The organism is Streptomyces yaizuensis (genome assembly GCF_034961445.1).
GTDB classification, from domain to species: domain Bacteria; phylum Actinomycetota; class Actinomycetes; order Streptomycetales; family Streptomycetaceae; genus Streptomyces; species Streptomyces yaizuensis.
Genome location: NZ_BSBI01000009.1, coordinates 313,279 through 334,539 on the forward strand (window position 1 = coordinate 313,279; position 21,261 = coordinate 334,539).

The following is a 21,261-nucleotide window of genomic DNA, read 5'->3' on the forward strand; positions in this document are numbered from 1 at the left end:
GATTGCACGACGACCATCGACGGATCGAGGACCGGGTGGAGCGGGTCCTGTTCCAGCGCGTCCAGCCCGCCGTCCACGCCGAGACGGTCCCGTTCACGATCGTGTCCTGGCAGGCGCCGGGCGAGCCGGTGCCGTTCGCGGACGCCGTGGCACAGTCGTACGAGCCCTTCACGCCCGGTATGCCGTGGGGTCCGCCCTGGGGCACGACCTGGTTCCGGGTCCGGGGCACCGTGCCCCGGGCGTGGGCCGGCCGCCGGGTGGAGGCCGTGTTCGATCTGGGCTTCACCGGCGCGGGGCCCGGTTTCCAGGCCGAGGCCCTGGTGCACACCGCCGGCGGCACGGTACTGAAGGCGGTCAATCCGCAGAACCGTCAGATCCCGGTGGCACGTCCGGCGGCCGGTGGCGAGGAGGTCGACCTCTATCTGGAGGCGGCGTCCAACCCGGACATCCTGGGCGACGGCTTCGTCCCGACCCCGCTGGGCGACCCGGCGACGGCGGGGGACGCGCCGCTGCACGTCTTCGCCCGCGCCGACCTCGCCGTCCTGGACGAGGAGGTGTGGCAGCTGGCCCTCGATCTGGCGGTGCTGCGGGAGCTGGCGCGGGAGCTGGGCGAGGGCGAGCCGCGCCGCCACGAACTGCTCCTGGCCCTGGACCGTTCGCTGGACGCCCTCGACCTGGACGACGTCTCCGGGACGGCGGCGGCGGCCCGGCAGGTGCTGCGTCCGGCGCTGTCCCGGCCCGCCCACGCGAGCGCGCACACCCTGTCGGCGGTGGGCCACGCGCACATCGACAGCGCCTGGCTGTGGCCGGTGCGGGAGACGCGGCGGAAGGCGGCGCGGACCTTCGCCAACGCGACGGCGCTGGGCGAGGAGTACGAGGAGTTCGTCTTCGCGTGTTCGCAGGCGCAGCAGTACGACTGGGTGCGCGAGGGGCATCCGGCGGTATGGGAGCGGATCAAGGAGGCGGTGGCGCGGGGCCGCTGGGCCCCGGTCGGCGGGATGTGGGTGGAGTCCGACGGCAATCTGCCCGGCGGGGAGGCGATGGCCCGCCAGTTCGTCCACGGCAAGCGGTTCTTCCTGGAGCACTTCGGTGTGGAGACCCGGGGGGTGTGGCTGCCGGACTCCTTCGGCTACACCGCCGCCTATCCGCAGCTGGCGAAGTTGGCGGGCAACGACTGGTTCCTGACGCAGAAGATGTCCTGGAACCAGACCAACCGGCTGCCGCACCACACGTTCCGGTGGGAGGGCATCGACGGGTCCCGGATCCTCACGCACTTCCCGCCGGTGGACACGTACAACGCGGAGTTCACCGGCCGGGAGGTGGCGCACGCGGTGCGCAACCACCGGGACAAGGGCGGCAGCAACCGTTCGCTGGTCCCGTTCGGGCACGGGGACGGCGGCGGCGGGCCCACGCGGGAGATGCTGGAGCGGGCGCGGCGGCTGGCGGATCTCGACGGTTCGGCGCGGGTGCGGATCGAGCACCCGGACGCCTTCTTCGCGGCCGTGCGGGAGGAGTACCCGGACGCGCCGGTGTGGTCCGGGGAGCTGTATCTGGAGCTGCACCGCGCCACCTACACCTCCCAGGCCCGGACCAAGCGGGGCAACCGGCGCAGCGAGCATCTGCTGCGGGAGGCGGAGCTGTGGGCGACGGCGGCGGCGCTGCGCTCCCCGTCGTACGCGTATCCGTACGAGGAGCTGGACCGGCTGTGGAAGACGGTGCTGCTGCACCAGTTCCACGACATCCTGCCGGGTTCCTCGATCACCTGGGTGCACCGGGAGGCGGAGGCGGAGTACGCGCGGGTCGCGGCGGAGCTGGCGGAGCTGACCGGGCGGGCGCTGGCGGCGCTGGGGCCGGGCGGGCCGCGGGTCTTCAACACCTCCCCGTACGACCGGGCCGAGGTGGTCGGGACGGCGGACGGGCCGGTGTGGGCGGAGGTCCCGGCGGGCGGCAGCGCGCCGCTGGGCACGGCGGCCTCGGCCCCGCAGCCGGTCACGGCGACCGACCGGGTCCTCGACAACGGTCTGGTGCGGGTGGAGTTCGCCGACGACGGCACCCTCGCCTCGGTACGGGATCTGAGCGCCGGCCGGGAGGTGCTGGCCGGGCCCGGGAACCTGCTGCGGCTCCACGACGATCTGCCCAACCGCTGGGACGCGTGGGACATCGACCGGCACTACCGGGGCCGGTGGCGCGATCTGACCGCCGCGGACTCGGTCACCGTGGTGGAGCGGGGGCCGCTGACCGGTGCGGTGCGCGTCGAGCGGTCCTTCGGCCGGGGCTCGCGGATCGTGCAGACGGTGACGGTCCGGGCGGGCAGCCGGCGGATCGACATCGCGACCGACCTCGACTGGCACGAGCGCGAGAAGATCCTCAAGGCTGCCTTCCCCGTCGATGTGCGGGCCGAGCGCTCCACGTCGGAGATCCAGTTCGGGCATGTGCACCGGCCCGTCCACACCAACACCAGCTGGGACGCGGCCCGTTTTGAACTCTTCCAGCACCGCTGGACGCATATCGGGGAGCCGGGGTACGGCGTGGCGGTGATCAACGACTCGACGTACGGGCACGACGTCACCCGCACCACCCGGGAGGACGGCGGGACGACGACCACCCTGCGGCTGAGCCTGGTGCGGGCGCCGAGGGTGCCGGACCCGGAGGCCGACCAGGGGCGCCACCGTTTCACGTACGCCCTGCTGCCGGGGGCGGAGGTGGCCGACGCGGTCGCGGAGGGGTACGCGCTCAATCTGCCGCTGCGGGTGGCCGCCGCCGGGGCGGGCGGACCGGTGGTGACCAGCGACCACCCGGCGGTGACCGTGGAGGCGGTGAAGCTGGCCGACGACGGCTCGGGCGATGTGGTCGTACGGGTCTACGAGAGCCGGGGCGGGCGGGCGCGGGCGGTGCTGCGGACCGGGTTCCCGGCGGCCGGGGCGCAGATCACCGATCTGCTGGAGCGGCCCCTTCCCGAAGGGGGGAGTGTGGATCTGGCGGACGGCGGGGTTCCGGTGGAGCTGCGGCCGTTCCAGATCCTGACGCTGAGGATCGCGCGGGACCGCTCCCAGGAGTGATCCGCCGGTGGCGCGGTGCCGGGCGGGCGGCCCGGGCACCGCACCACCACGCCACCACGCCACCACGGCGAAATGGCCGATAAGCGGCTGGCCGGATACGTCGATAGAATTCGACCATGGCAGAGCGGTCCGTCGCTCCGACCCCGCCCGAACTCGTCCTCACGACCGACAGTGGCACCACGGTGATGACCCCGGGCCGGGACTACCGTGTCGGACGCGACCCCACCAGCGACATCGTGTTCCAGGACGCCCGGGTCTCCTGGCACCACGCTGTGCTGCGGCCTGCGGACGGCCACTGGACGCTCCAGGACGAGGACAGCACCAACGGCACCTACGCCGACGGCCACCGCGTCCGCGCCTGCGACGTGGCCACCGGCAGCGTGATCCGCTTCGGCAACCCGACCGACGGACCCCGTGCGGTCCTCACCGTCCGCGAGCCGACCGCCGTCACCCCGCGGCCGCCCGCGCCCTCCCGGATCACACCCGCGCCCTCCCGGACCACCGGCACGGCCCCGCACCGCCCACCGACCGCCGTGCACCCGCTGCCCGTCCGCACGGTCCGCATCGGCCGCGCCCCCGACAACGATCTCGTCCTGGACGACCTGACCGTCTCCCGGCACCACGCCGAACTGCGCGCCCGCCCCGACGGCACCTTCGAGATCGCCGACGTCGGCTCGCACAACGGCACGTTCCGCAACGGCTCCCCCGTCACCACCGCCCCGCTGGCACAGGGCGACGTGGTCGGCATCGGCCACTCCATGTTCTGCCTGGTCGGCGACGAACTCCAGGAGTACGTCGACACCGGCGACGTCTCCCTCGACATCGAGGACCTCACCGTCACCGTGGACGAGGGCCGCAGGGTCCTCCTCGACCACGTCTCCTTCCCCGTCGGCCAGAAGTGCCTGCTCGCCGTCGTCGGCCCGAGCGGCGCCGGGAAGTCCACCCTGCTGGGCGCCCTCACCGGGCTGCGCCCCGCCGACCGGGGCACCGTCCGCTACGACGGCCGCGACCTCTACCACGACTACGCCGAACTGCGGCGGCGCATCGGGCTGGTGCCGCAGGAGGACATCCTGCACACCCAGCTCACCGTGCGGGCGGCCCTCGACTACGCGGCCGAGCTGCGCTTCCCGCAGGACACCGAGCCCGCCGAGCGCGAGGCCCGGGTGAGCGAGGTGATCCGCGAACTGGGGCTTCAGGAGCGCGCCGGGATGCGGATCCACCGGCTCTCGGGCGGCCAGCGCAAACGGGTCAGCGTCGCGCTGGAGCTGCTGACCAAGCCGTCGCTGCTCTTCCTGGACGAACCGACGTCGGGACTCGACCCCGGCATGGACCGCTCGGTGATGCAGATGCTGCGCGGGCTCGCCGACGACGGGCGGACCGTCATCGTGGTCACCCACAGCGTGCTGAGCCTCGACCTCTGCGACAGGCTCCTGGTGCTCGCGCCCGGCGGCCGGATCGCCTACTACGGGCCGCCCGGCGACGCGCTGCCGTTCTTCGGGTTCGCGCAGTGGCCCGAGGCGTTCGAGGCGTTCGAGAACGACCGGGGACGGGACTGGGCCGGTCAGTACGCCGCCTCCCCCTTCCACGAGCGGTACGGGACCGTGCCACGGCTGCCCCCGGCCCCGGCCGGGGCCTTCGGCGGCGGCGCCGTCGCCCCGCCGCCGAAGGCGCAGAGCTGGGGCGCCCAACTGTGGACCCTGTCCCGGCGGTACACGGCCGCGCTCGCCGCCGACCGCACCTTCATCGCCATCATGATCGCGCTGCCGTTCGTGATGGGCGCGATGGCCCGCGCCCTCGCGGGCGGCTCCCTGACCCGTACCACCGCGATGAACGCCCTGCTCATCCTCTGCATCGGCGGCGTGCTCACCGGCGCCGCCAACGCCGTGCGCGAACTGGTCAAGGAACGGGTGATCTATCAGCGGGAGCGGGCCGTGGGGCTCTCCCGGTCCGCGTACCTGATGTCGAAGGTGGTCGTCCTGGGCACCGTGACCGTGCTCCAGGCGATCGTGCTGACCCTGGTCGCGCTCGCGGGCGTCGATCTCAACGCACCCGGCGGCAAGGGGGTGCTGATGCCCCCGCTGCTGGAGATCACGCTCGCGGTGGCGCTGCTCTCGTTCACCGCGATGATGCTCGGTCTGCTGGTGTCCGCCCTGGTCCGCAAGGAGGAGGTCACCATGCCGCTGCTGGTGCTCCTCGCCATCGTGCAGGTGGTGTTCTGCGGGGCCCTGCTCAAGGTGGGCGGCATGCCCCTGGTGGAGCAGCTGTCCTGGCTGGTGCCCTCCCGCTGGGCGCTGGGCGCGATGGCGGGCACGATCGGTCTCTCCAGGATCGTGCCGGACGCGGTGGCCACCGACCCGCTGTTCCGCCACGACGTGGGTGTCTGGCTGACCGACATGGGCATGCTGGTGGTCCTGTCGGTGCTGTTCGGCGTGCTGGTGGCGTGGCTGCTGCGGCGGCGCGAGCCCGCCGTGATGCGGAAGTAGCGCGGGAAGCCGGGAGACGGCCATGGACGCCGAGGACTTCCGCCCGACCCACGTCGTCCCCCACGGCGGACTGGCCGCCTGGGAGGCGCCCGACGTCTCCCTGCCCACGGCGCCGCTGGATCCGCTGCTGCCGGTGCGGCTGCTGGAGCTGCGCGGGGACTGGGGGCGGATCCTGTGCGCGAACGGCTGGTCGGCGTGGGTCGACGGGCGGCTCCTCGTGGCGGTGCCGCAGTCCCCGCCGGCGGCCGGCCGGCCGACGGCCCGCACCGCCGACCCGCGACCGCTGCTGGCCCGCGCGGCACAGGCGCTGGAGCGGTACCGCGAGGCCGTGGACGACCTGGCGGAGGGGCGGATCGACGGGGAGACGCTGCGGCAGCGGATGCACGGGGTCCGGGTGGGGGCGGTGGTCGACGGCGACGCGATGTGGCTGTACGAGGCGGAGCACGAGCGGTGGGTGTACGCGGACGGGCGCACCGCGAGCACGTTCGCGGTGTCGGGCCCGCCGGTGGCCACGGACCGCACATCGGGCGAGGGCGGGACGGCATCCGGCGCGTCCGGATCGGAACCGGGGTCAGGGGCGGGGACGGGGACGGGAACGGCAGGGACGGCAGGGACGGCGGGCGGATACGGGACAGGCGGCGGATACGGGACGTCTGCGGCACCGGTGGTACCGACGGCACCGGGGGCGCAGCCGACCGGGGGCACAGGAGCACCCCCGCCGCCGGCGGCCGGAACGGCAGGGGTGCCTCCGGCCGCGGCGGCGGGGGGCCCGCCGTCCGTACCCCCGGCGGGGGGTGCCGGAGGGACGGCCGCGGCGGGGCCCCCCGTCGCGGGAGCGCCGGTGGTCCCGGACGGGCCCGTGGCGCCCGCGACCGTACCGCCGGGGACACCGACCGGGCCTCCGCCGACGCAGGGCCTCACCGCTCCGGTGGCACCGGACACACGGCCCGCCGACCCGGCACCCGCCGGCCCGGCACCGTCCGGGTGGACACCCGCCGGGACCGGGCCGTCCGAACCCTCGCCGCCGCCCCCTCCCCCGCCGGACCCCGGGACCGCGCCCACCCGGACGGCGGAGGCCGACTGGCCGCAGGGGGCGCTGGTCGTCGGGCACGAACCGGCGGAGGGGCCCCCGCGGACCGGCGGCCCGCCGCCGCACCGGCACCAGGGCGGGGACGGGGAAGACCGGGAAGAGGGGGAAGAGGGCGGCGCGTCCCGGCCGGGTGAGCGCCGATGACGACCGCACCCTGGGGCGAGGGGCTGCCCGCCGGGCGGCCCGCCGATCTGATCGGCCGGCGGATCGCGGGCTACCGCGTCGAGGCCGAGATCGGGCGCGGCGGCATGGCCGTCGTCTACCGCGCCCGCGATCTGCGGCTCGACCGGACCGTCGCGCTCAAGCTGCTCGCCCCCGAGCTGGCCCGCAACGACACCTTTCGCAAGCGGTTCACCCACGAGTCGCGGGTCGCGGCCGCCATCGACCACCCGCACATCGTGCCGGTCTTCGAGGCGGGCGAGACCGACGGGCTGCTGTACATCGCCATGCGCTTCGTCCCGGGCCAGGATCTGCGGGCGCTGCTCAACCGGGAGGGCCCGCTCCCGATGGAGAAGGCGGGCCGGATCGCCGCCCAGGTCGCCTCCGCCCTCGACGCGGCGCACCACCACAACCTGGTGCACCGGGATGTCAAACCGGGCAACATCCTGATCGCGGAGGGCACGGACAGCGACCATCCCGAGCACGCCTATCTCACCGACTTCGGGCTGACGAAGAAGTCGCTGTCGCTGACGGGGTTCACCACCGTCGGACAGTTCGTGGGCACGCTCGACTATGTGGCGCCGGAGCAGATCTCCGGGCAGCCGGTGGACGGCCGGTGCGATGTGTACGGGTTCGCGTGCGTCGTGTTCGAGACCCTGGCGGGCGGGCCGCCGTTCGAGCGCGACGACGACATGGCGCTGCTGTGGGCGCATCAGTTCGACGCGCCGCCGCCGTTGACCAGCAGGCGGCCCGAGCTGCCGGCGGCGGTGGACGGCGTTCTCGCCAAGGCGCTGGCCAAGGCCCCGGACGACCGGTACGCGTCCTGCGGCGTGTTCGTGGCGGCGCTGCGGGAGGCGGCGGCCCCCGCGCACGTCGTCGTCGGCCCCGTCGGGGAGCCGGCGACCGTGGTGGGCCCGTCGGCCCGGCCCGCCACGGACCCGGGGCGCCCCGGGCCGCCGCCCGAGCCGCCCGCCTGGGCCCGCCCGGTCTTCACCGTGCTCTGAACCCCGTGGCCTGAACACCGTGGCCTGAACCTCGTGGCCTGAACCACCGCGCCCTGAGCCACCATCCCCAGAGCCAGCGCCCCCAGAGTCACCGTGGCCTGAATCAGCGCGGCCTGAATCAGCGTTTCCGGGTCACCCGCCGAGGCGGCTCCCGGCCCGCGTGCGCAGTACCCCGGCGAACAGCCCGCCGAGTGCCCCGGTGACCAGCCCCCAGAGCGCGGCGAGGCCCAGCGCGGTCCAGATCCGGGGCAGCAGGGACACCGTGCCGCCCAGTCCGCCGCCGAGGTCGCCGAGGCCGATCAGGGAGAGCCCCAAGCGGGCCTCGACCCGTGCGGTCAGACAGATCATCAGCACCGTGAGCACCAGCGCGACCGCCATGCGCGCGGAGTGCTGCCACAGCGGGAGCGGGGTGGGGGTGCGCGCCGCCGTCACCAGGGCCGCCGCCAGCAGCAGCACGGCGGCGGCGGGCAGCAGCCACCAGACGCGCGCGTCCTGCTCCGCGAGGGTCGAGAGGTTGACGGCTCCCCCGCCCGGTACGCGGACGACGGCGTCCAGCATCTGCGGGACGGGCAGCCCGAACGGCCCCTCGGCCCGGCCGTCCCAGGTGGCGCCCATGCCGAGGGTGAGGGCGAGCCAGACGAGGTTGGGCAGGCCGAGCAGCAGGACGGCGAAGGTCTCGGCCGGGTGGCCCCGGGTGAGGGCGACGACGATCCCGGCGAGCGCCCCGCCCGCCACGCAGACCATGAGCAGCAGGAGCATGGCGTACGCGGCGGGGCGCACCGGTTCCTGGAAGCGGAGCAGCGGGGCGGGGAGGGGGGCGCCGCGGGCGACGGCGAGGGCCAGCAGGAGGACGCCGGCGAGCCAGACCAGTCCGACGAGGAGGGTGAGCGGGACGTCGGCGCGGAACCCGGCGCGGGGGGTGGTGCCGAACAGTTCGCCGATCTCGGCGAGGGTGCCGCCGGTGGAGATCGTGAAGGTCGCGCGGGCGAGGACGGCGAGGACGATCAGGGCGACGGCCCACAGGGCGGCGATCCGGGCGGCCCAGCCGGTGAGTTCGCGGGGGTCGGTGACGGCCCGGTGGCGCAGGGGCCGCAGAAAGCCCCGGGCGAGGGCGAAGGCCCCGGCGAGCGTGACGGACAGCGGCAGTACGGCGATGTCGGCGCGGGTGCCGGCGAGGGGTCCGGCGTCGCCGGTGATGTCGACGGTGCCGCCGACCGCGAGGACGACGACGGCGACGACGATCCGGGGGGTGGCGCCCGCGGGCAGTCCTTCGGTGCCGGCGGCCCAGACCCCGAGCGCGGCGGTGGCCACGAGGGCCGCGAGGCAGGCTCCGACGGCGCTCAGTGCCTGCGTCCAGCCGTGCGGCGCCCGTCGGGCGGGGGCGCGGTCCGGCGGCTGCTGGTTCACGCTGCCACGCTAGGCAGCCCCCGGGCCGGGCGCCCGCCGGGCGGGTCCGTCCGCGCGGCGGCGGACGGGGGACGCCGGGGGCCGGGCCCACCGGGACGGGTGCGTCCGCCTTGCGGGCGGTGGGTGTCCGGGGCACACAATGACCGAAGATATGACCGAATTGCCGGATACATAAGCATCGTCGGACGCCGTCCGGGGCCGCGTGCCCCCGGCCGTCCGCCCGCCCCGTGGGAGGAGAAGCCGGTGAGCGCCGAGCCTCCGTCGTCCGAACGGCCCACCGGTCCCCCGTCGGGGCCGCTGTCGGGCGGCACCCGTGACGATTCCATACCGCCCCCGCCGCCCCCGGGCGGCACCGGTGGCCCTCCGGGGCCGGGCGGACCGGGCATACCCGGCGGACCGGACCGGCCGGGGAAGCCGGAGCGCGGGGGCGGCGGCCCCTGGTGGCGCTCGGTCCCCAAGGTCGCGGCGCTCGCGGCCGCCGTCGTCGTGGCCGTGGTGCTCGCCGTGGTCCTCACCCGTCCGGGGGGTGGCGGGGCCCACCACGAGCTGTTCCTGGAGGCGGCGGGTTCGACCGGCCCGAACCCCTTCACCCCGTCGTCCGCCGAGGGGGGCGGGCAGCAGCCCACCGGCTCGCCGAAGACCGAGCCGCAGCAGGCCGACCGGACCCAGGGGGTGTCGGGGGCGGCCCAGGGCCTCTACGGCGGCACCATGAACCAGTCCGGGTGCGATGTGGAGCGCCAGATCAGCTATCTGACGGGGGACCCGGCGCGGAACCGCGCGTTCGCCTCCGTCGTGGGCGTCGGCCCGGGAGGGGTGCCGGACTATCTGCGCTCGCTGACCCCCGTACAGCTGCGGCTGGACACCCGGGTCACCAACCACGGGTACGAGAACGGGGCGGCGACCGCCTATCAGGCGGTGCTCCAGGCCGGGACGGCGGTGCTGGTGGACAACCGGGGCGTGCCCCGGGTGCGGTGCGCCTGCGGCAATCCGCTCACCCCGCCCGAGACGCAGGAGGGCAGCGCGCGGACGACGGGGGACTCCTGGCCCGCGTACAACCCCGCCCGGGTGGTGTTCGTGGAGCCGGCGCCGACGCCGGTGACGGAGTTCGTCCTCTTCGACCAGCAGAGCGACAGCTGGTTCGCCCGGCCGTCCGGGAGTGCCGGGGACTCCGGGAAGGCGGACCGTCCGGCGGCGCCGCCGAAGGAGAATCCGGTGGTGGCCTGTCCGTCGCCGTATCCGGCGGGCAGTGTCTGTCCGGCCGGGGTCCCCACGCCCACTCCGGCGACCCCCGCCCCGTCGACACCGCCGCAGTCGCCGAAGTCCCCCGCGTCGCCCGGGTCGTCACCGTCCGCCCCGTCACCGCAGTCGCCGGGTTCACCGCAGTCGCCCGGCTCGCCGCAGACACCCGCGCCCGCGACGACGCCGGCCGGTCCCGGGACGCCCGCGACCCCGCCGCCGGCCACTCCGCCCCCGCCGCAGCCGCCGGCGTCACCCGGCTACGGGACCACGGGCACACCGGCCCCGGCGACCACCGCCCCGCCCCCGCCGTCGTACTAGACGGGGGCGGGGGGCGGCAGGCACCGGACAGGCCCCGGTGGTGCCGCGCTCAGCCCAGTTCGAGCGTGGTGACGCCCCAGATCCGCTCGGTCCGCACCTCGGGGGCGGGCCCGGTGTACATCCGTACGGTGGGGAACTGCGGCTCCAGTCCGCGCCCGGCGGCGAGCACGGCGGCCTCGGACAGCGGCTCCGGCATGTCGACGGCGACGGTGTCGTCGGGGCCGAGGGCGGCGGTGAGGCTGTCGAACAGGGCCTCCGCGTCGTCCCGGGTGTCCGCGAAGAACGGGCCGATGCGGTGGCCGTCGCGGCTGGGCCGGATCACCCCGTAGCCGGTGACGCGGCCGTCGCGGATCCGGACGTACGCGGTGTGGCCCGGCGCCGTGAGCCAGCGGCCGAGGAAGCCGGGCCGCTCGGCGGGGAAGCAGGAGCGGTCGTACGCGGTGACGGCGTCCAGCGTGGCGGCGGTCACCCGCTCGGTGCCGGCGCCGGGCCGCCCGGTGCGGCCGGGCCGGCCGCCCCAGCGGACCGTTCCGTACGCGGGGACGAAGCCGGAGCGGGCGTAGTTGGCCTGCTGGGCGGGGACCGCGTCCAGGCCGACGATCCGGTCGGCGGCGTGCGGGACGGCGGTCCGCCAGGTGGCGATGCCCAGGCCGCGGCCGCGCTCCTCGGGGACGACCACGTAGTAGCCGAGGAAGGCGTACCGGTCGGTGTAGTTGACCACGGAGACGGAGGTGACGGGCCGGCCGTCGACGCGGCCGATGAAGAAGCCGCCGGGGTCGGTGGGGTGGAAGCAGTCCAGGTCCCCGTCGCCGGGGTTCCAGCCCTCCGTGGCGCACCATTCGGCCACGAGCCGCCAGTCCTCCAGCGAAGCGGGGGCGACGGTGAGTCCGGTCGCCTCCTGGGCGAGTGGGTTGTTCATCGGTACGGGTGTCCTTTCGCGTGTCTCGGCACCCGGGGTCCCGGGTGCCCGGTTTCCCGGCTGCTGTCGGCGGTGCGGCACCGGACCGCCGGGGGTCAGATCAGGTCCATGGCGGCGACCTCGTCGGGGCTGCCGTAGCTGACGGGCCCCTGGAAGCGGCGGCGCGCCCTGGCGAACCACCAGGCGGTGGCGACGGCGAGGACCGCGCCGAGGGCGATGGGGGCGTAGTTGAAGGTGGTGGGGGTGATCGGGGAGGCGTGGGGCAGCATGAAGAGCACGCTGCTGGCGGCGATCCAGACGACGGCCGTCAGGGCGATGGGCACCCCCCAGCGCCCGAGGTGCCAGGGCCCCGGCCGGAAGTCGTCGCCGAGGCGCAGCCGGAGCAGGATGGGGGCGCCGTAGGCGAGGTAGAGGCCGACGACGTTGACGCTGACGATGGCGGTGAACGCGGTGTGCGACCACCACGCCGGAGTGATCAGCAGCAGGGAGCAGCCGGCGGCCAGCCAGACTGCCTTGACGGGGGTGCGGGTGCGTGCGGAGACGGAGTGCCACAGCCGGGACCCGGGCATGGCCCCGTCGCGTGCGAAGGCGAAGATCTGCCGGGTATTGCTGGTCATGTTGGCCAGTCCGCAGAAGAGCATGGCGCCGATCACGATCAGCAGGAGCAGCTTGGCCGCGCCCGTGCCGAGGGCGTCGACGAGAATACGCACCGGGGGCGCGGAAGCACCCGCTGTAGCCGGGTAATCGCGTATCGCGTACACCAGCGCGAGCATCAGCAGGAGTCCGGTGATCGCGGAGCAGGCGATGGCCCGCATGATGCCTTTGGGGGTGTTGACGGTGGCCTTCACCGTCTCCTCGGACATGTGGAAGCTGCCGTCGAAACCGGTGAAGGTCCAGCTGGTCACCAGAAGGCCGAGCATCGCGGCGTACAGGGCGCTGGAGAATCCGGTGCCATTCACGAAATGGGTGGCGAAGGACGGCGGTTGATGGTGTGCCGGTGCCAGCACCAGGCTCACCACGATGACCGACACACCGATGAGCAGCCACCAGACGGAGATCCGGTTGAGGGTGGCGACGAGCTGCACGGTGTAGGTGTTGGCGAGGGCCTGGAGCAGCAGGATCGCCGTGGTGATCAGCACGGTGCGCTGGCCGGTGGGCTCGTATCCGGGCCACTGCATGGTGATGAAGGCCTGGATGAAGGTGGCGGCGGCGTACCCGGTGGCGGCGGTTCCGCCGATCTGTCCGACGAAATTGAGCCAGCCCGTGTACCAGGACCAGGCGCCCCGGTGGCGCCGGGCGAGTTTCCCGGCGGAGAAATAGAGCGCCCCGCTGGTCGGATAGGCGGAGGCGATTTCCCCCATGGCGGCGCCGACGAAGAGCACCATGAGGGAGACGCCTATCCAGCCGAAGACGAGAATCAGCGGCCCGCCCGCTCCCATGCCGAATCCGAAGGCGGAGAAGATTCCGGAGATGATGTTGATGATGGTGAAGGAGATGGCGAAGTTGTCGAATCCGCGGAATCTCCTGGTGAGTTTCCGTGGGTATCCCATCGCATGCAGGGTGGCGTCGTCGTCGAGTGTCACGTCGGGACCGGCACGATGACGTCTTCTCGGCTGCTGGACAGTTGTGCGCTCGGACACAACCGTCTCCTTTCCGTTTTCTGGCCGGCGGGGGGCGGCTCGCCGTCGGCGGGAGGAGCCCTGCGGTGGCGGTGTCAGTGGGGGGTGGGTACGGGCAGTCCGCAGGAGCGGCGGGCCTTCGTCAGCTGCTCGTCCGGGGGGCCGAAGACGCTCCACGGCATCCGGGCGGCGTAGGGGCCCATCGCGTTCAGTACCTCCCGTGCCTGGTGCAGTTGGCCGCCCATGTAGAGGGCATGGGCGAGATAGGAGAGGTCCAGCACCGGGGTGTGGCGGTATCCGGCCACCGAGGGGAACCAGTGGGTGTAGCTCCCGGTGGCCGCCGTGACCCACTGGTGTCTGCGCCAGGCGCGGTAGGCGAGGAGGGAGCGGGGGTCGTACTCCTCCGCGAGCGCGACGAAGGGCAGCAGCCGCAGCGCCGAGCCGGCGGGGGCGCGGTGGCTGAGGAAGGTGACGACGTCCCAGCGGGCGCTGGCGGTGCCGCCGTGGCGGGTGAAGAAGAAGGTGAGGAAGCGGTGGTGGGCCTCGCGGTTCCAGGGGTCGAGGCCGAGGGCCCGGGTGAGCAGGCGCCAGGGGCCGGGGGGCGCGGTGAGCAGGCCCCGGGGCGCGGGGTCGAGGGGGCGCCGGATGCGGGCGAGGGCGAGGCGGGCCACCCAGGGGGTGGGGTCGTCGGGCAGCAGGCGGGCGGCGCGGTCGCAGGCGGTCTCGGCGATGTCCGCGAGCCGGCCGGTGCGCGGGTCGTCGGCGTCGGCGGAGCGCAGGGCGCGGACCATGGCGACCCGGGCCCATAAGAGCGCCGCGTCCGGCCCCGGTTCCTCGCCGAGCCAGCGTTCGGCGAGGTCGGAGTCGGCGGCCTCGGAGGCGAGCACCAGGGACCGGTGGGCGCGGAGGCCGAAGTCGTCGCGGACCTCCCGGAGCAGTTCGCCGGCGCTGAGGTAGCGGCCCGCCCTGACGTCGATGCAGGCGCGGGCGAGCCGGTGGTCGTCGGCCGCCGGGTGCCAGACGTACTGCCCGTCGAACGAACCAGCAGGCACGATCCCCTCCCCCATTCCCCCGGACGACACGACACCATACGGAGGTATTCACGCCAGGCCGAATCAGGCCGGATCACCGTGGATCACCGACCGGCGGGACCACACCCTACTCACGATCAAGTAGGAGAGAAAACACTCGTCCGAGTAGCTGTTGAACGCTTAATTGACCTGCCTCCGGGGAAGGCCGCCCACGGGTTGGCATATGCCGATATCCACCGCGCTCCCGGGATTACCCGAAGGAATAGGAAGCGCATCACCCGTTCGCATGGACATGCGAAACCTGTGGTGCCCCGGCTCGTTGGGCGGGCATGACCAACGCACGACGCGCAACGCTCATCTCCTCGGTGTGTCTCACCGCCGCTGTGGCGGCCTGTGTGGTACCCGGATCGGCCAGCGCGCAATTCGCCCCCGACACCATCAGCATCGCCCCGGCGGCCGGGATCGCCGCCGACGGCTCCCTCACCCTCAGCGGGACCTACCGGTGCTTCCGGCACTCCGGTGCGGTCCTCATCGGCGCCAAGGCCCTCCAGCGGGACGCGCGGGCCGAGTTCGACGGCGACATGGCCGTCTGCGACGGCCGGGCCCACAACTGGAGCGGTACGGCACCGGCGACCGGGACCTTCGAGACCGGCGCGGCGCGGGGCGAGGCGGTGCTGATCCACCTCGACAGCTCGCAGGGGTTCGTCCCGCTCCCCGTCATCGTCGACACCCACACCGCCGACCTGGAGCTGCACCGGGGCTGAGCGGCGCGTCCCGGCGGGCCCGGCCGGGCCGGCCCGCCGAACCGGGCACCCGGGGGGGGCGGCGCGGGCCCGCCGGACCGGGCACCCGGGGGGGCGGCGCGGGCCCGCCGGACCGGGCACCCGGGGGGGGCGGGTTCAGTCCCAGCGCGAGGCGAGCAGCAGGGCGATGTCGTCGGCCCGGTCCGTCGCCGCGCGCGCGTCCCGGATCAGCCGGTCGGCGGTCCCGGCGAGCGGCAGGGCACCGCACTCGGCGAACAGGGCGCGCAGCCGCTCCACGCCGATGTCGATGTCGACGCCCGGCCGCTCCACCAGGCCGTCGGTGTAGAGCGCGAGCACGGCCCCCGACTCCAGGCGCAGTTCGGTCACCGGGTAGTCGGCGGTGGCGTCCACGCCGAGGACGATGCCGCCCTCCAGGTCCAGCACCTCGGCCCCGCCGCCCGGGCGGTGCAGCAGCGGCTGCGGATGCCCGGCCCTGACCGCCTGGACGCGGCCGGTCGCGGGGTCGACGACGACGTAGCAGCAGCTGGCGAACTGGCCGGGGTCCAGGTCGATCAGCAGCCGGTTGGTGCCGCTCATGACCTCCTCGGGGTCGTGGCCGCTCAGTGCGAAGGCCCGCACCGCGCTGCGCAGCTGGCCCATGGTGGCGGCGGCGGACACCCCGTGGCCCTGCACGTCCCCGATGACGAGCGCGATGCTGTCGCCGGTCTCCACCACGTCGTACCAGTCCCCGCCGACCTCCATGCCCTGGGTGCCGGGCAGATAGCGCCCGACGGTCGCCGCGTGCCGGAGCACGGGCAGCCGGTGCGGCAGCAGGGCGTCCTGGAGGCCCCGGGCGAGCGCGGCCTCGCTGTCGTAGCGCTGGGCCCGCTCCAGGGCCTGCGCGATCAGCCCGGCGAGGGCGGTGAGGACGGTGCGTTCCTCGGGGGTGAAGCCGCGGGGCCGGTCGAAGCCGAGGATGCAGGAGCCCACGGGCCGGCCGGAGGCGATCAGCGGCAGGAAGGCCCGCGCGCCGACGTGGGCGTCGAGCGGGATGCCCGGATAGGCGGCGGCCAGCCTCGGCATCGACTCGAAGAACAGCGGCCGGCCGAGGGTGAGGGCTTCGACCCCGGGCAGCCGGGCGTCCAGCGCCACCCCGTCGAAGCGGTCCAGGAACCCCTGCGGGAAGCCGGTCTCCCAGGCGAGGAAGAGATGGCGTTCCTGGAGCAGGTAGATGGCGAGCATGCCGCCGCCGAAGGCGGGCAGCAGCTCCTCGGTGACCACCCGGGAGACCTGGCGGGCCGTCATCGCCTCGGTCAGCGCGATGGCGAGGGCGACCGGGCGGTAGAAGGCGGCGGCCTGCCCCTCGGGCGTCCCCGGGGGGCCCGGGGCGGCGGCGGTGCCGGAGGGGAACGCCTCCACGGCGGTGGCGGAGAGTTCCCCGGGCAGCCGGGGCTGCTCGTCCCCGGGTCCGTCCGCCCGCAGCAGCCCGACCGTCACCCCGTCGTGGCCGGGGTAGAGGCTGAGCGAGATCCAGGCGTCGGCGGCCTGCCGGGCGACGAAGGTGACCGGCGCGTGCGAGATCAGGGCGGCCCGGAAGTGGTCCTCGTACGTGGGGCGGCCGAGCCAGGGGAAGACGTCCCACAGCACCCGGCCCGCCAGCTCCGGGCGGCCCCGGCCGAGCAGGGTCTCGGCGCCCTGGTTGAGATGGACGATCCGGCCGAGCCGGTCGAGGGAGAGCACCCCGCGCGGCACCCGGTCGGTCAGCTCGGCGATGATCGGCGCGACCCCGAGGTCGAGGACGAACCCCGCGAGCGGGACACCCGGGCCGCTGCCGGACAGCTCCAGCAGATAGGGGCGGCCGTCGGGGCCGGGCAGCCGGATCCGGCGGGAGGCCGTGCGGCCCGCGTCGACGGTCTGCCGGGCGAGCGCCCACACCCCGAGGACGTCCTCCGGGGCCAGCCCGTCCGTCAGCGCCTCGACGGTGCCGCCGAACTCCTCCGGCGCGAGGCCGATGATCGCGGCCATGCCCTCGTCGACGGCGACGGTCCCCGTGGTCAGGTCCCAGGTGAAGCAGCCCGTGCGGACCGGGGGCGTCATGGCCGCCGGGAGCTGGACGGCCAGGGGCTCGCCCTCCCACTGCACTCGGTGACCGCGCCCGTGGAGCGCGCCCAGCGCCGCGCCGAGCCGCCGGGCGACCGTGTGGATGCGGTGCCGGTCGCCGTCGTCCACGGCCCGCCCCGTGGTCGCCCGGCGCAGCACCGCGAGGACCCCGAACCGCTCGCCGCCGCCGGCGACCGGCACATACAGGGAGCCGAAGGGGAACGGCAGCCCCGCCATCAGCTGCGGAAAGCGGCGGATGGCGTCCTCGGGGCCCGCGAGATGCACGGCGCGGCCCAGCCGGTACGCCTCGGCGACGGGGAACGGGCGGTTCACATGCATCCGCCACCAGGGGCGGAACAGTCGGCTGGGCAGCCCGGCGAGGACCGCGAGCCGCAGCAGCCCCTCGTCGGGGGCGCGCAGATAGACCCCGCCCGCGTACCCGCCGACGGCCTCGATCGCGCTCACGGCGGCCTGTGAGAGCACCAGGTCCAGCTCGGTCGGCGGCAGAGCGCCGGTGTGTGCTGCGCCGGGCGCCGCCCGGTCCGGCTGCCGCTCCGGCGGGGTGCGCCCGGTCTCGCCGTACCGGGTCACACAGCCAGCATGCTCCCGCGCCGCCGTACCCCGCATCCGCGCCCCCGTGGCGGCCGCGGGTGCGAAGGGCTCAGAAGCCGAGGTCGCTCAGACCCGGGTGGTCGTCGGGCCGGCGGCCGGGGGGCCAGTGGAACCGGCGCTCCGCCTCGGCGATGGGGGTGTCGTCGACGCAGGCGTGGCGCACGCGCATCAGCCCGTTGTCGTCGAACTCCCCGTTCTCGTTGCCGTACGAGCGGTACCAGGTCCCGGAGTCGTCGTGCCACTCGTAGGCGAAGCGCACCGCGATCCGGCGGTCGTCGTACGCCCACACCTCCTTGATCAGGCGATAGTCCAGCTCACGGGCCCATTTACGGGTGAGGAAGGCCGTGATCCCCACCCGGCCGGTGATCCATTCGGCGCGATTGCGCCAGCGGGAGTCCTCGGTGTACGCGAGGGCGACCCGTTCGGGCGTACGGGTGTTCCAGCTGTCCTCGGCGAGCCGGACCTTCTCGACGGCGCTCTCGCGGGTGAACGGGGGAACGGGGGGCTTCACGACCATGAGGGCATCTCACGCGCACAGGACCCGCCAGAGAGAGAACGAGCGTTCTCAGCGGGGTTCCCAGCATAAGGAGAACGGTGATTCTCGCGCAAGCCGCCGGGGGCCGGAGCGTCCATGGCCGCGTACCGTCCGGTATCTGAGACGGCGGACGGAGGGGAACCGGCACACCCCGTCCGGCCGCCGCACCTGGGCTATGTTGAGCGGCCATGGCAGGAGAAGGAGTGACACCGGTGCCATCCGACCAGCGGGCACGGGCCCAGGCGGCCGCGATCACGCCGGGCAGCGGGTCCCCCGCCGCGGAACCCGCCCCCACCGACAGGGTTCTCGCCCTCTTCGGCGGCCACCGGCTCTCGCCGGGGCAGCGGCGCATCGCGCAGTACATCACCGACCACCTCACCGAGGCGGCCTTCCTCTCCATCACTGACCTCGCCGAACGGGTAGGCGTCAGCCAGCCGTCGGTGACCCGCTTCGCCGCGTCCGTCGGCTTCAGCGGCTATCCGGCGCTGCGGGAGGCGCTCCAGCCGATCGCGCTCTCGGCCGCGGCACCCGCGCCCGGCGCGGACCAGGCGGCACGGCGCAACGAACTCCAGGCGGCCGTCGACGCCGAGATCGAGAACCTGGAGAGCCTGCGGCGGACGCTCGCCGACCCCGGCCAGGTGCTCGACATCGGCCGGGAGCTGGCCCGTTCGACCCCGCTGACCGTGCTCGGCCTGCGGATCTCGGCGGCGCTCGCCGAGTACTTCGCGTACGCGGCCCGCCGCATCCACCCCGATGTGCGCACGGTGACCCGGGGCGGCAGCGTCGCCTACGACGCGCTGCTCCAGTCGCGGGAGGCCGGCGGGAGCTGGGTGCTGGCGTTCGCGATGCCCCGGCACGCGCACGAGACGCTGGGCGCGATCCGCGCCGCCCGCTCCGCCGGGCTGAAGGTCGCCCTGCTCACGGATGACGCGCTGGGGCCACTGGCGGAGGAGGCCGACGCGACCCTGACGTCCGCCACGGGGTCCCGGCTGGTCTTCGACTCGTACGCCGCACCCGGAGTGCTGTCGGCGGCGCTGCTCCAGGCGATGGCGGACGCCGATCCGCAGCGGACGCAGGCCCGCCTCGAAGGGTACGAACACGCCGCCGAGCAGCACCACTTCTTCCTGGAGAGCTGAGGCCCGGCCGGGGCGTGCGGCTGGGGCGTCCGGCCGGGGCGTGCGGCTCAGTCCCCGGCCGTCTCCGCGGTCAGGCCCGCCCCGGGTCCGCGGCGCCGGCGGCGAAGGCCTGGCGGATGAAACGCCGCTGCCAGGGCACCTCGACCGCGCGGGAGTGATAGTTCTTCCGCACCCACGTGACCGCCTCCTGGGGATCCATGCCCTCGAAGACGCAGATCACGGACAGCGCGGTGCCGGTCCGGCCGATGCCGCCCCCGCAGCAGAGTTCCACACGGTCGCTCTCGGCACGCTCGTAGGCGATGCGGAGCTTGCGCAGCGCGTCCACCGGGTCCGCGGGAAGCCAGAAGTCCCGCCAGGGGACCCAGACAGACTCCCACGGCGGGCCGGGCGGCTCGTGGTCCGTCAAGTGCACCACGAACGTGGGGGTCTGCCCCTCCGGCAGGTCATGTCTGAGGCCGCGTCCCCGCAGCGTCCGCCCCGAGGGCAGGTGAACCACCTGGGGAGTACCGGCGCTCCACGGTTCGGTCATGTCGATTCCTGTTCCGATCGGTCCCGGAGAAACGAACTCCGAACCGGCGGATCCCGACGGGGAGTACACCGGGTTCGGGATCAGCGCACCCGGCCTCCGTGGGTATGAAATTTTTCATACGCTTGCCTACTCGACGGTATATATGTTTACTGCTCGATATCACCCGGCACCCGGGGAGGCACCACCCCGGCCGCCCCACCGCCCCGCGCACCACGCCCGATTCCCTCTCGCGGCAGAGCCCACAGCCAGGCCACCGCAGCGCGCGCCGACGCCTTACCGACCGGCCGCGCCCCTCGAACCGGAGTCCGGGGAACGACGCCTCTCCTCCTCGCGTCGCCCTCCACGGCGCTCCGCCCCGGACGGTCTCCGTTCCCCTGCGGCCCGTCCACCCCGGCGGCCCCGGCCTACCCCTGGGCCGGGGCCGCCGAAAACCCCCGTCGCGCCTTCGGCGGCCCCGGCCCAACGGCCGCACGTCAGCCGGCGGTCCCGGCCTCCCGCTCCTCGTACGCGGCCTGCGCGGCCGCGACCGCCCTGACGACGAACGACTCGGCCGCGGCGGCGTCGACGCCCGCGGCCGCCAGCGCTCCCGTACCGCCCTCCTGCTCCAGCAGCGCGAGCAGCACATGCTCGGTGCCGATGAAGTTGTGCCCGAGCCGCAGGGCGTGCCGGTACGTCAGCTCCAGCGCCTTGCGGGCCCCCGCGTCGTACGGGATGAGGTCGGGGACCTCGTCCGCCGCCGGAGGCAGGGTCTCGGTGGCGGCCTGCCGGACGGTGTCCAGCAGGATGCCCTGGGCGAGGATCGTCACCGCCGCCAGCGACTCGCGCTCGGTGAGGAGCCCGAGGACGAGATGGGCGGGGGCGATCGTGGCGCTGCGCGCGGCGCGCGCCTCGTTCTGCGCGGCCATCACCGCGTTCTTGGCGCGCGGGGTGAAGCGGCTGAACCCCTGGCTCGGATCGAGGTCCTGGGCCCCGCCCTTGGGGACGAAGCGCTTCTGCGCGGCCTGCCGGGTCACCCCCATCCTGCCGCCGATCTCCGTCCAGGACGCGCCGGAGCGGCGGGCCTGGTCCACGAAGTGGCCGATCAGATGGTCGGCCAGATCCCCGAGGTGGCCGGCGGCGACGACCGCGCCCGCGAGCTGGTCGAGGGCGTCGGGGTGCACCTTCTTGATGGCGTCGATCAGATCGTCGAGGCGGATCGGCTGGGTGGGCTGGGTCGTCTGCACGGGATTCTCCATGCGTCAACCGTAAGTTGACACTCCCTCAACTGTCAACCGTCAG

General features: G+C 74.4%; 15 protein-coding genes. 7 read left to right on the top strand and 8 right to left on the bottom strand.

Annotation, left to right across the window (positions count from 1 at the left end; genetic code table 11):
• Positions 1-2: 2 nt before the first annotated feature.
• The 4 genes from SYYSPA8_RS22455 (at position 3) to SYYSPA8_RS22470 (ending at position 7,795) form a co-directional block, all read left to right on the top strand.
• Entirely contained in the window at positions 3-3,059 is a 3,057-nt protein-coding gene (locus tag SYYSPA8_RS22455; protein WP_323449059.1) for an alpha-mannosidase, read from the top strand.
• Between the two features lie 116 nt (positions 3,060-3,175).
• The gene (locus SYYSPA8_RS22460; RefSeq protein WP_323449060.1) at positions 3,176-5,542 is read left to right on the top strand and encodes an ABC transporter ATP-binding protein/permease; all 2,367 of its coding nucleotides are present in this window, start codon (positions 3,176-3,178) and stop codon (positions 5,540-5,542) included.
• A gap of 22 nt (positions 5,543-5,564) precedes the next feature.
• A complete protein-coding gene (locus SYYSPA8_RS22465; RefSeq protein WP_323449061.1) occupies positions 5,565-6,776 on the top strand; it encodes a hypothetical protein in 1,212 nt (403 codons plus the stop codon).
• Positions 6,773-7,795, top strand: coding sequence for a serine/threonine-protein kinase (locus SYYSPA8_RS22470; protein WP_323449062.1), 1,023 nt, complete (start codon positions 6,773-6,775; stop codon positions 7,793-7,795). The genes SYYSPA8_RS22465 and SYYSPA8_RS22470 overlap by 4 nt, the downstream gene beginning before the upstream one ends.
• A gap of 132 nt (positions 7,796-7,927) precedes the next feature.
• Here SYYSPA8_RS22470 and SYYSPA8_RS22475 read toward each other — a convergent pair whose 3' ends face one another.
• Positions 7,928-9,202, bottom strand: coding sequence for a streptophobe family protein (locus tag SYYSPA8_RS22475; RefSeq protein ID WP_323449063.1), 1,275 nt, complete (start codon positions 9,200-9,202; stop codon positions 7,928-7,930).
• A 243-nt stretch (positions 9,203-9,445) separates the two neighbouring features.
• Here SYYSPA8_RS22475 and SYYSPA8_RS22480 point away from each other — a divergent pair, with 243 nt between their 5' ends.
• Positions 9,446-10,759 carry a DUF6777 domain-containing protein gene (locus tag SYYSPA8_RS22480; RefSeq protein WP_323449064.1) on the top strand — a complete coding sequence of 438 codons (1,314 nt, stop codon included), beginning with the start codon at positions 9,446-9,448 and terminating at the stop codon, positions 10,757-10,759.
• Positions 10,760-10,808: 49 nt separating this feature from the next.
• On the opposite strand, the gene SYYSPA8_RS22485 is transcribed toward SYYSPA8_RS22480, so the two are convergent.
• From SYYSPA8_RS22485 to SYYSPA8_RS22495, 3 genes are all read right to left on the bottom strand, one after another.
• A complete protein-coding gene (locus SYYSPA8_RS22485; protein WP_323449065.1) occupies positions 10,809-11,678 on the bottom strand; it encodes a GNAT family N-acetyltransferase in 870 nt (289 codons plus the stop codon).
• A 95-nt stretch (positions 11,679-11,773) separates the two neighbouring features.
• Positions 11,774-13,228 carry an amino acid permease gene (locus tag SYYSPA8_RS22490; RefSeq protein WP_407706060.1) on the bottom strand — a complete coding sequence of 485 codons (1,455 nt, stop codon included), beginning with the start codon at positions 13,226-13,228 and terminating at the stop codon, positions 11,774-11,776.
• Positions 13,229-13,392: 164 nt separating this feature from the next.
• Complete coding sequence (locus SYYSPA8_RS22495; protein ID WP_323449067.1) at positions 13,393-14,349, bottom strand: hypothetical protein; 957 nt, start codon at positions 14,347-14,349, stop codon at positions 13,393-13,395.
• A gap of 308 nt (positions 14,350-14,657) precedes the next feature.
• On the opposite strand from SYYSPA8_RS22495, the gene SYYSPA8_RS22500 reads away from it, so the two are divergent.
• A complete protein-coding gene (locus tag SYYSPA8_RS22500; RefSeq protein ID WP_323449068.1) occupies positions 14,658-15,092 on the top strand; it encodes a DUF6299 family protein in 435 nt (144 codons plus the stop codon).
• A gap of 135 nt (positions 15,093-15,227) precedes the next feature.
• Here SYYSPA8_RS22500 and SYYSPA8_RS22505 read toward each other — a convergent pair whose 3' ends face one another.
• Positions 15,228-17,798 (bottom strand): SpoIIE family protein phosphatase, encoded by a 2,571-nt coding sequence (locus tag SYYSPA8_RS22505; protein WP_323449069.1) that lies wholly within the window; start codon positions 17,796-17,798, stop codon positions 15,228-15,230.
• Positions 17,799-17,832: 34 nt separating this feature from the next.
• Positions 17,833-18,300 (bottom strand): nuclear transport factor 2 family protein, encoded by a 468-nt coding sequence (locus tag SYYSPA8_RS22510; RefSeq protein ID WP_323449070.1) that lies wholly within the window; start codon positions 18,298-18,300, stop codon positions 17,833-17,835.
• Positions 18,301-18,530: 230 nt separating this feature from the next.
• Between SYYSPA8_RS22510 and SYYSPA8_RS22515 the strand changes: the two genes are divergently transcribed.
• Positions 18,531-19,454 carry a MurR/RpiR family transcriptional regulator gene (locus SYYSPA8_RS22515; protein WP_323449071.1) on the top strand — a complete coding sequence of 308 codons (924 nt, stop codon included), beginning with the start codon at positions 18,531-18,533 and terminating at the stop codon, positions 19,452-19,454.
• Positions 19,455-19,524: 70 nt separating this feature from the next.
• On the opposite strand, the gene SYYSPA8_RS22520 is transcribed toward SYYSPA8_RS22515, so the two are convergent.
• Both SYYSPA8_RS22520 and SYYSPA8_RS22525 read right to left on the bottom strand, forming a co-directional pair.
• Positions 19,525-19,983 carry a protein-tyrosine phosphatase family protein gene (locus tag SYYSPA8_RS22520; RefSeq protein ID WP_323449072.1) on the bottom strand — a complete coding sequence of 153 codons (459 nt, stop codon included), beginning with the start codon at positions 19,981-19,983 and terminating at the stop codon, positions 19,525-19,527.
• A 473-nt stretch (positions 19,984-20,456) separates the two neighbouring features.
• Entirely contained in the window at positions 20,457-21,218 is a 762-nt protein-coding gene (locus SYYSPA8_RS22525; protein WP_323449073.1) for a Clp protease N-terminal domain-containing protein, read from the bottom strand.
• Positions 21,219-21,261 lie beyond the last annotated feature (43 nt).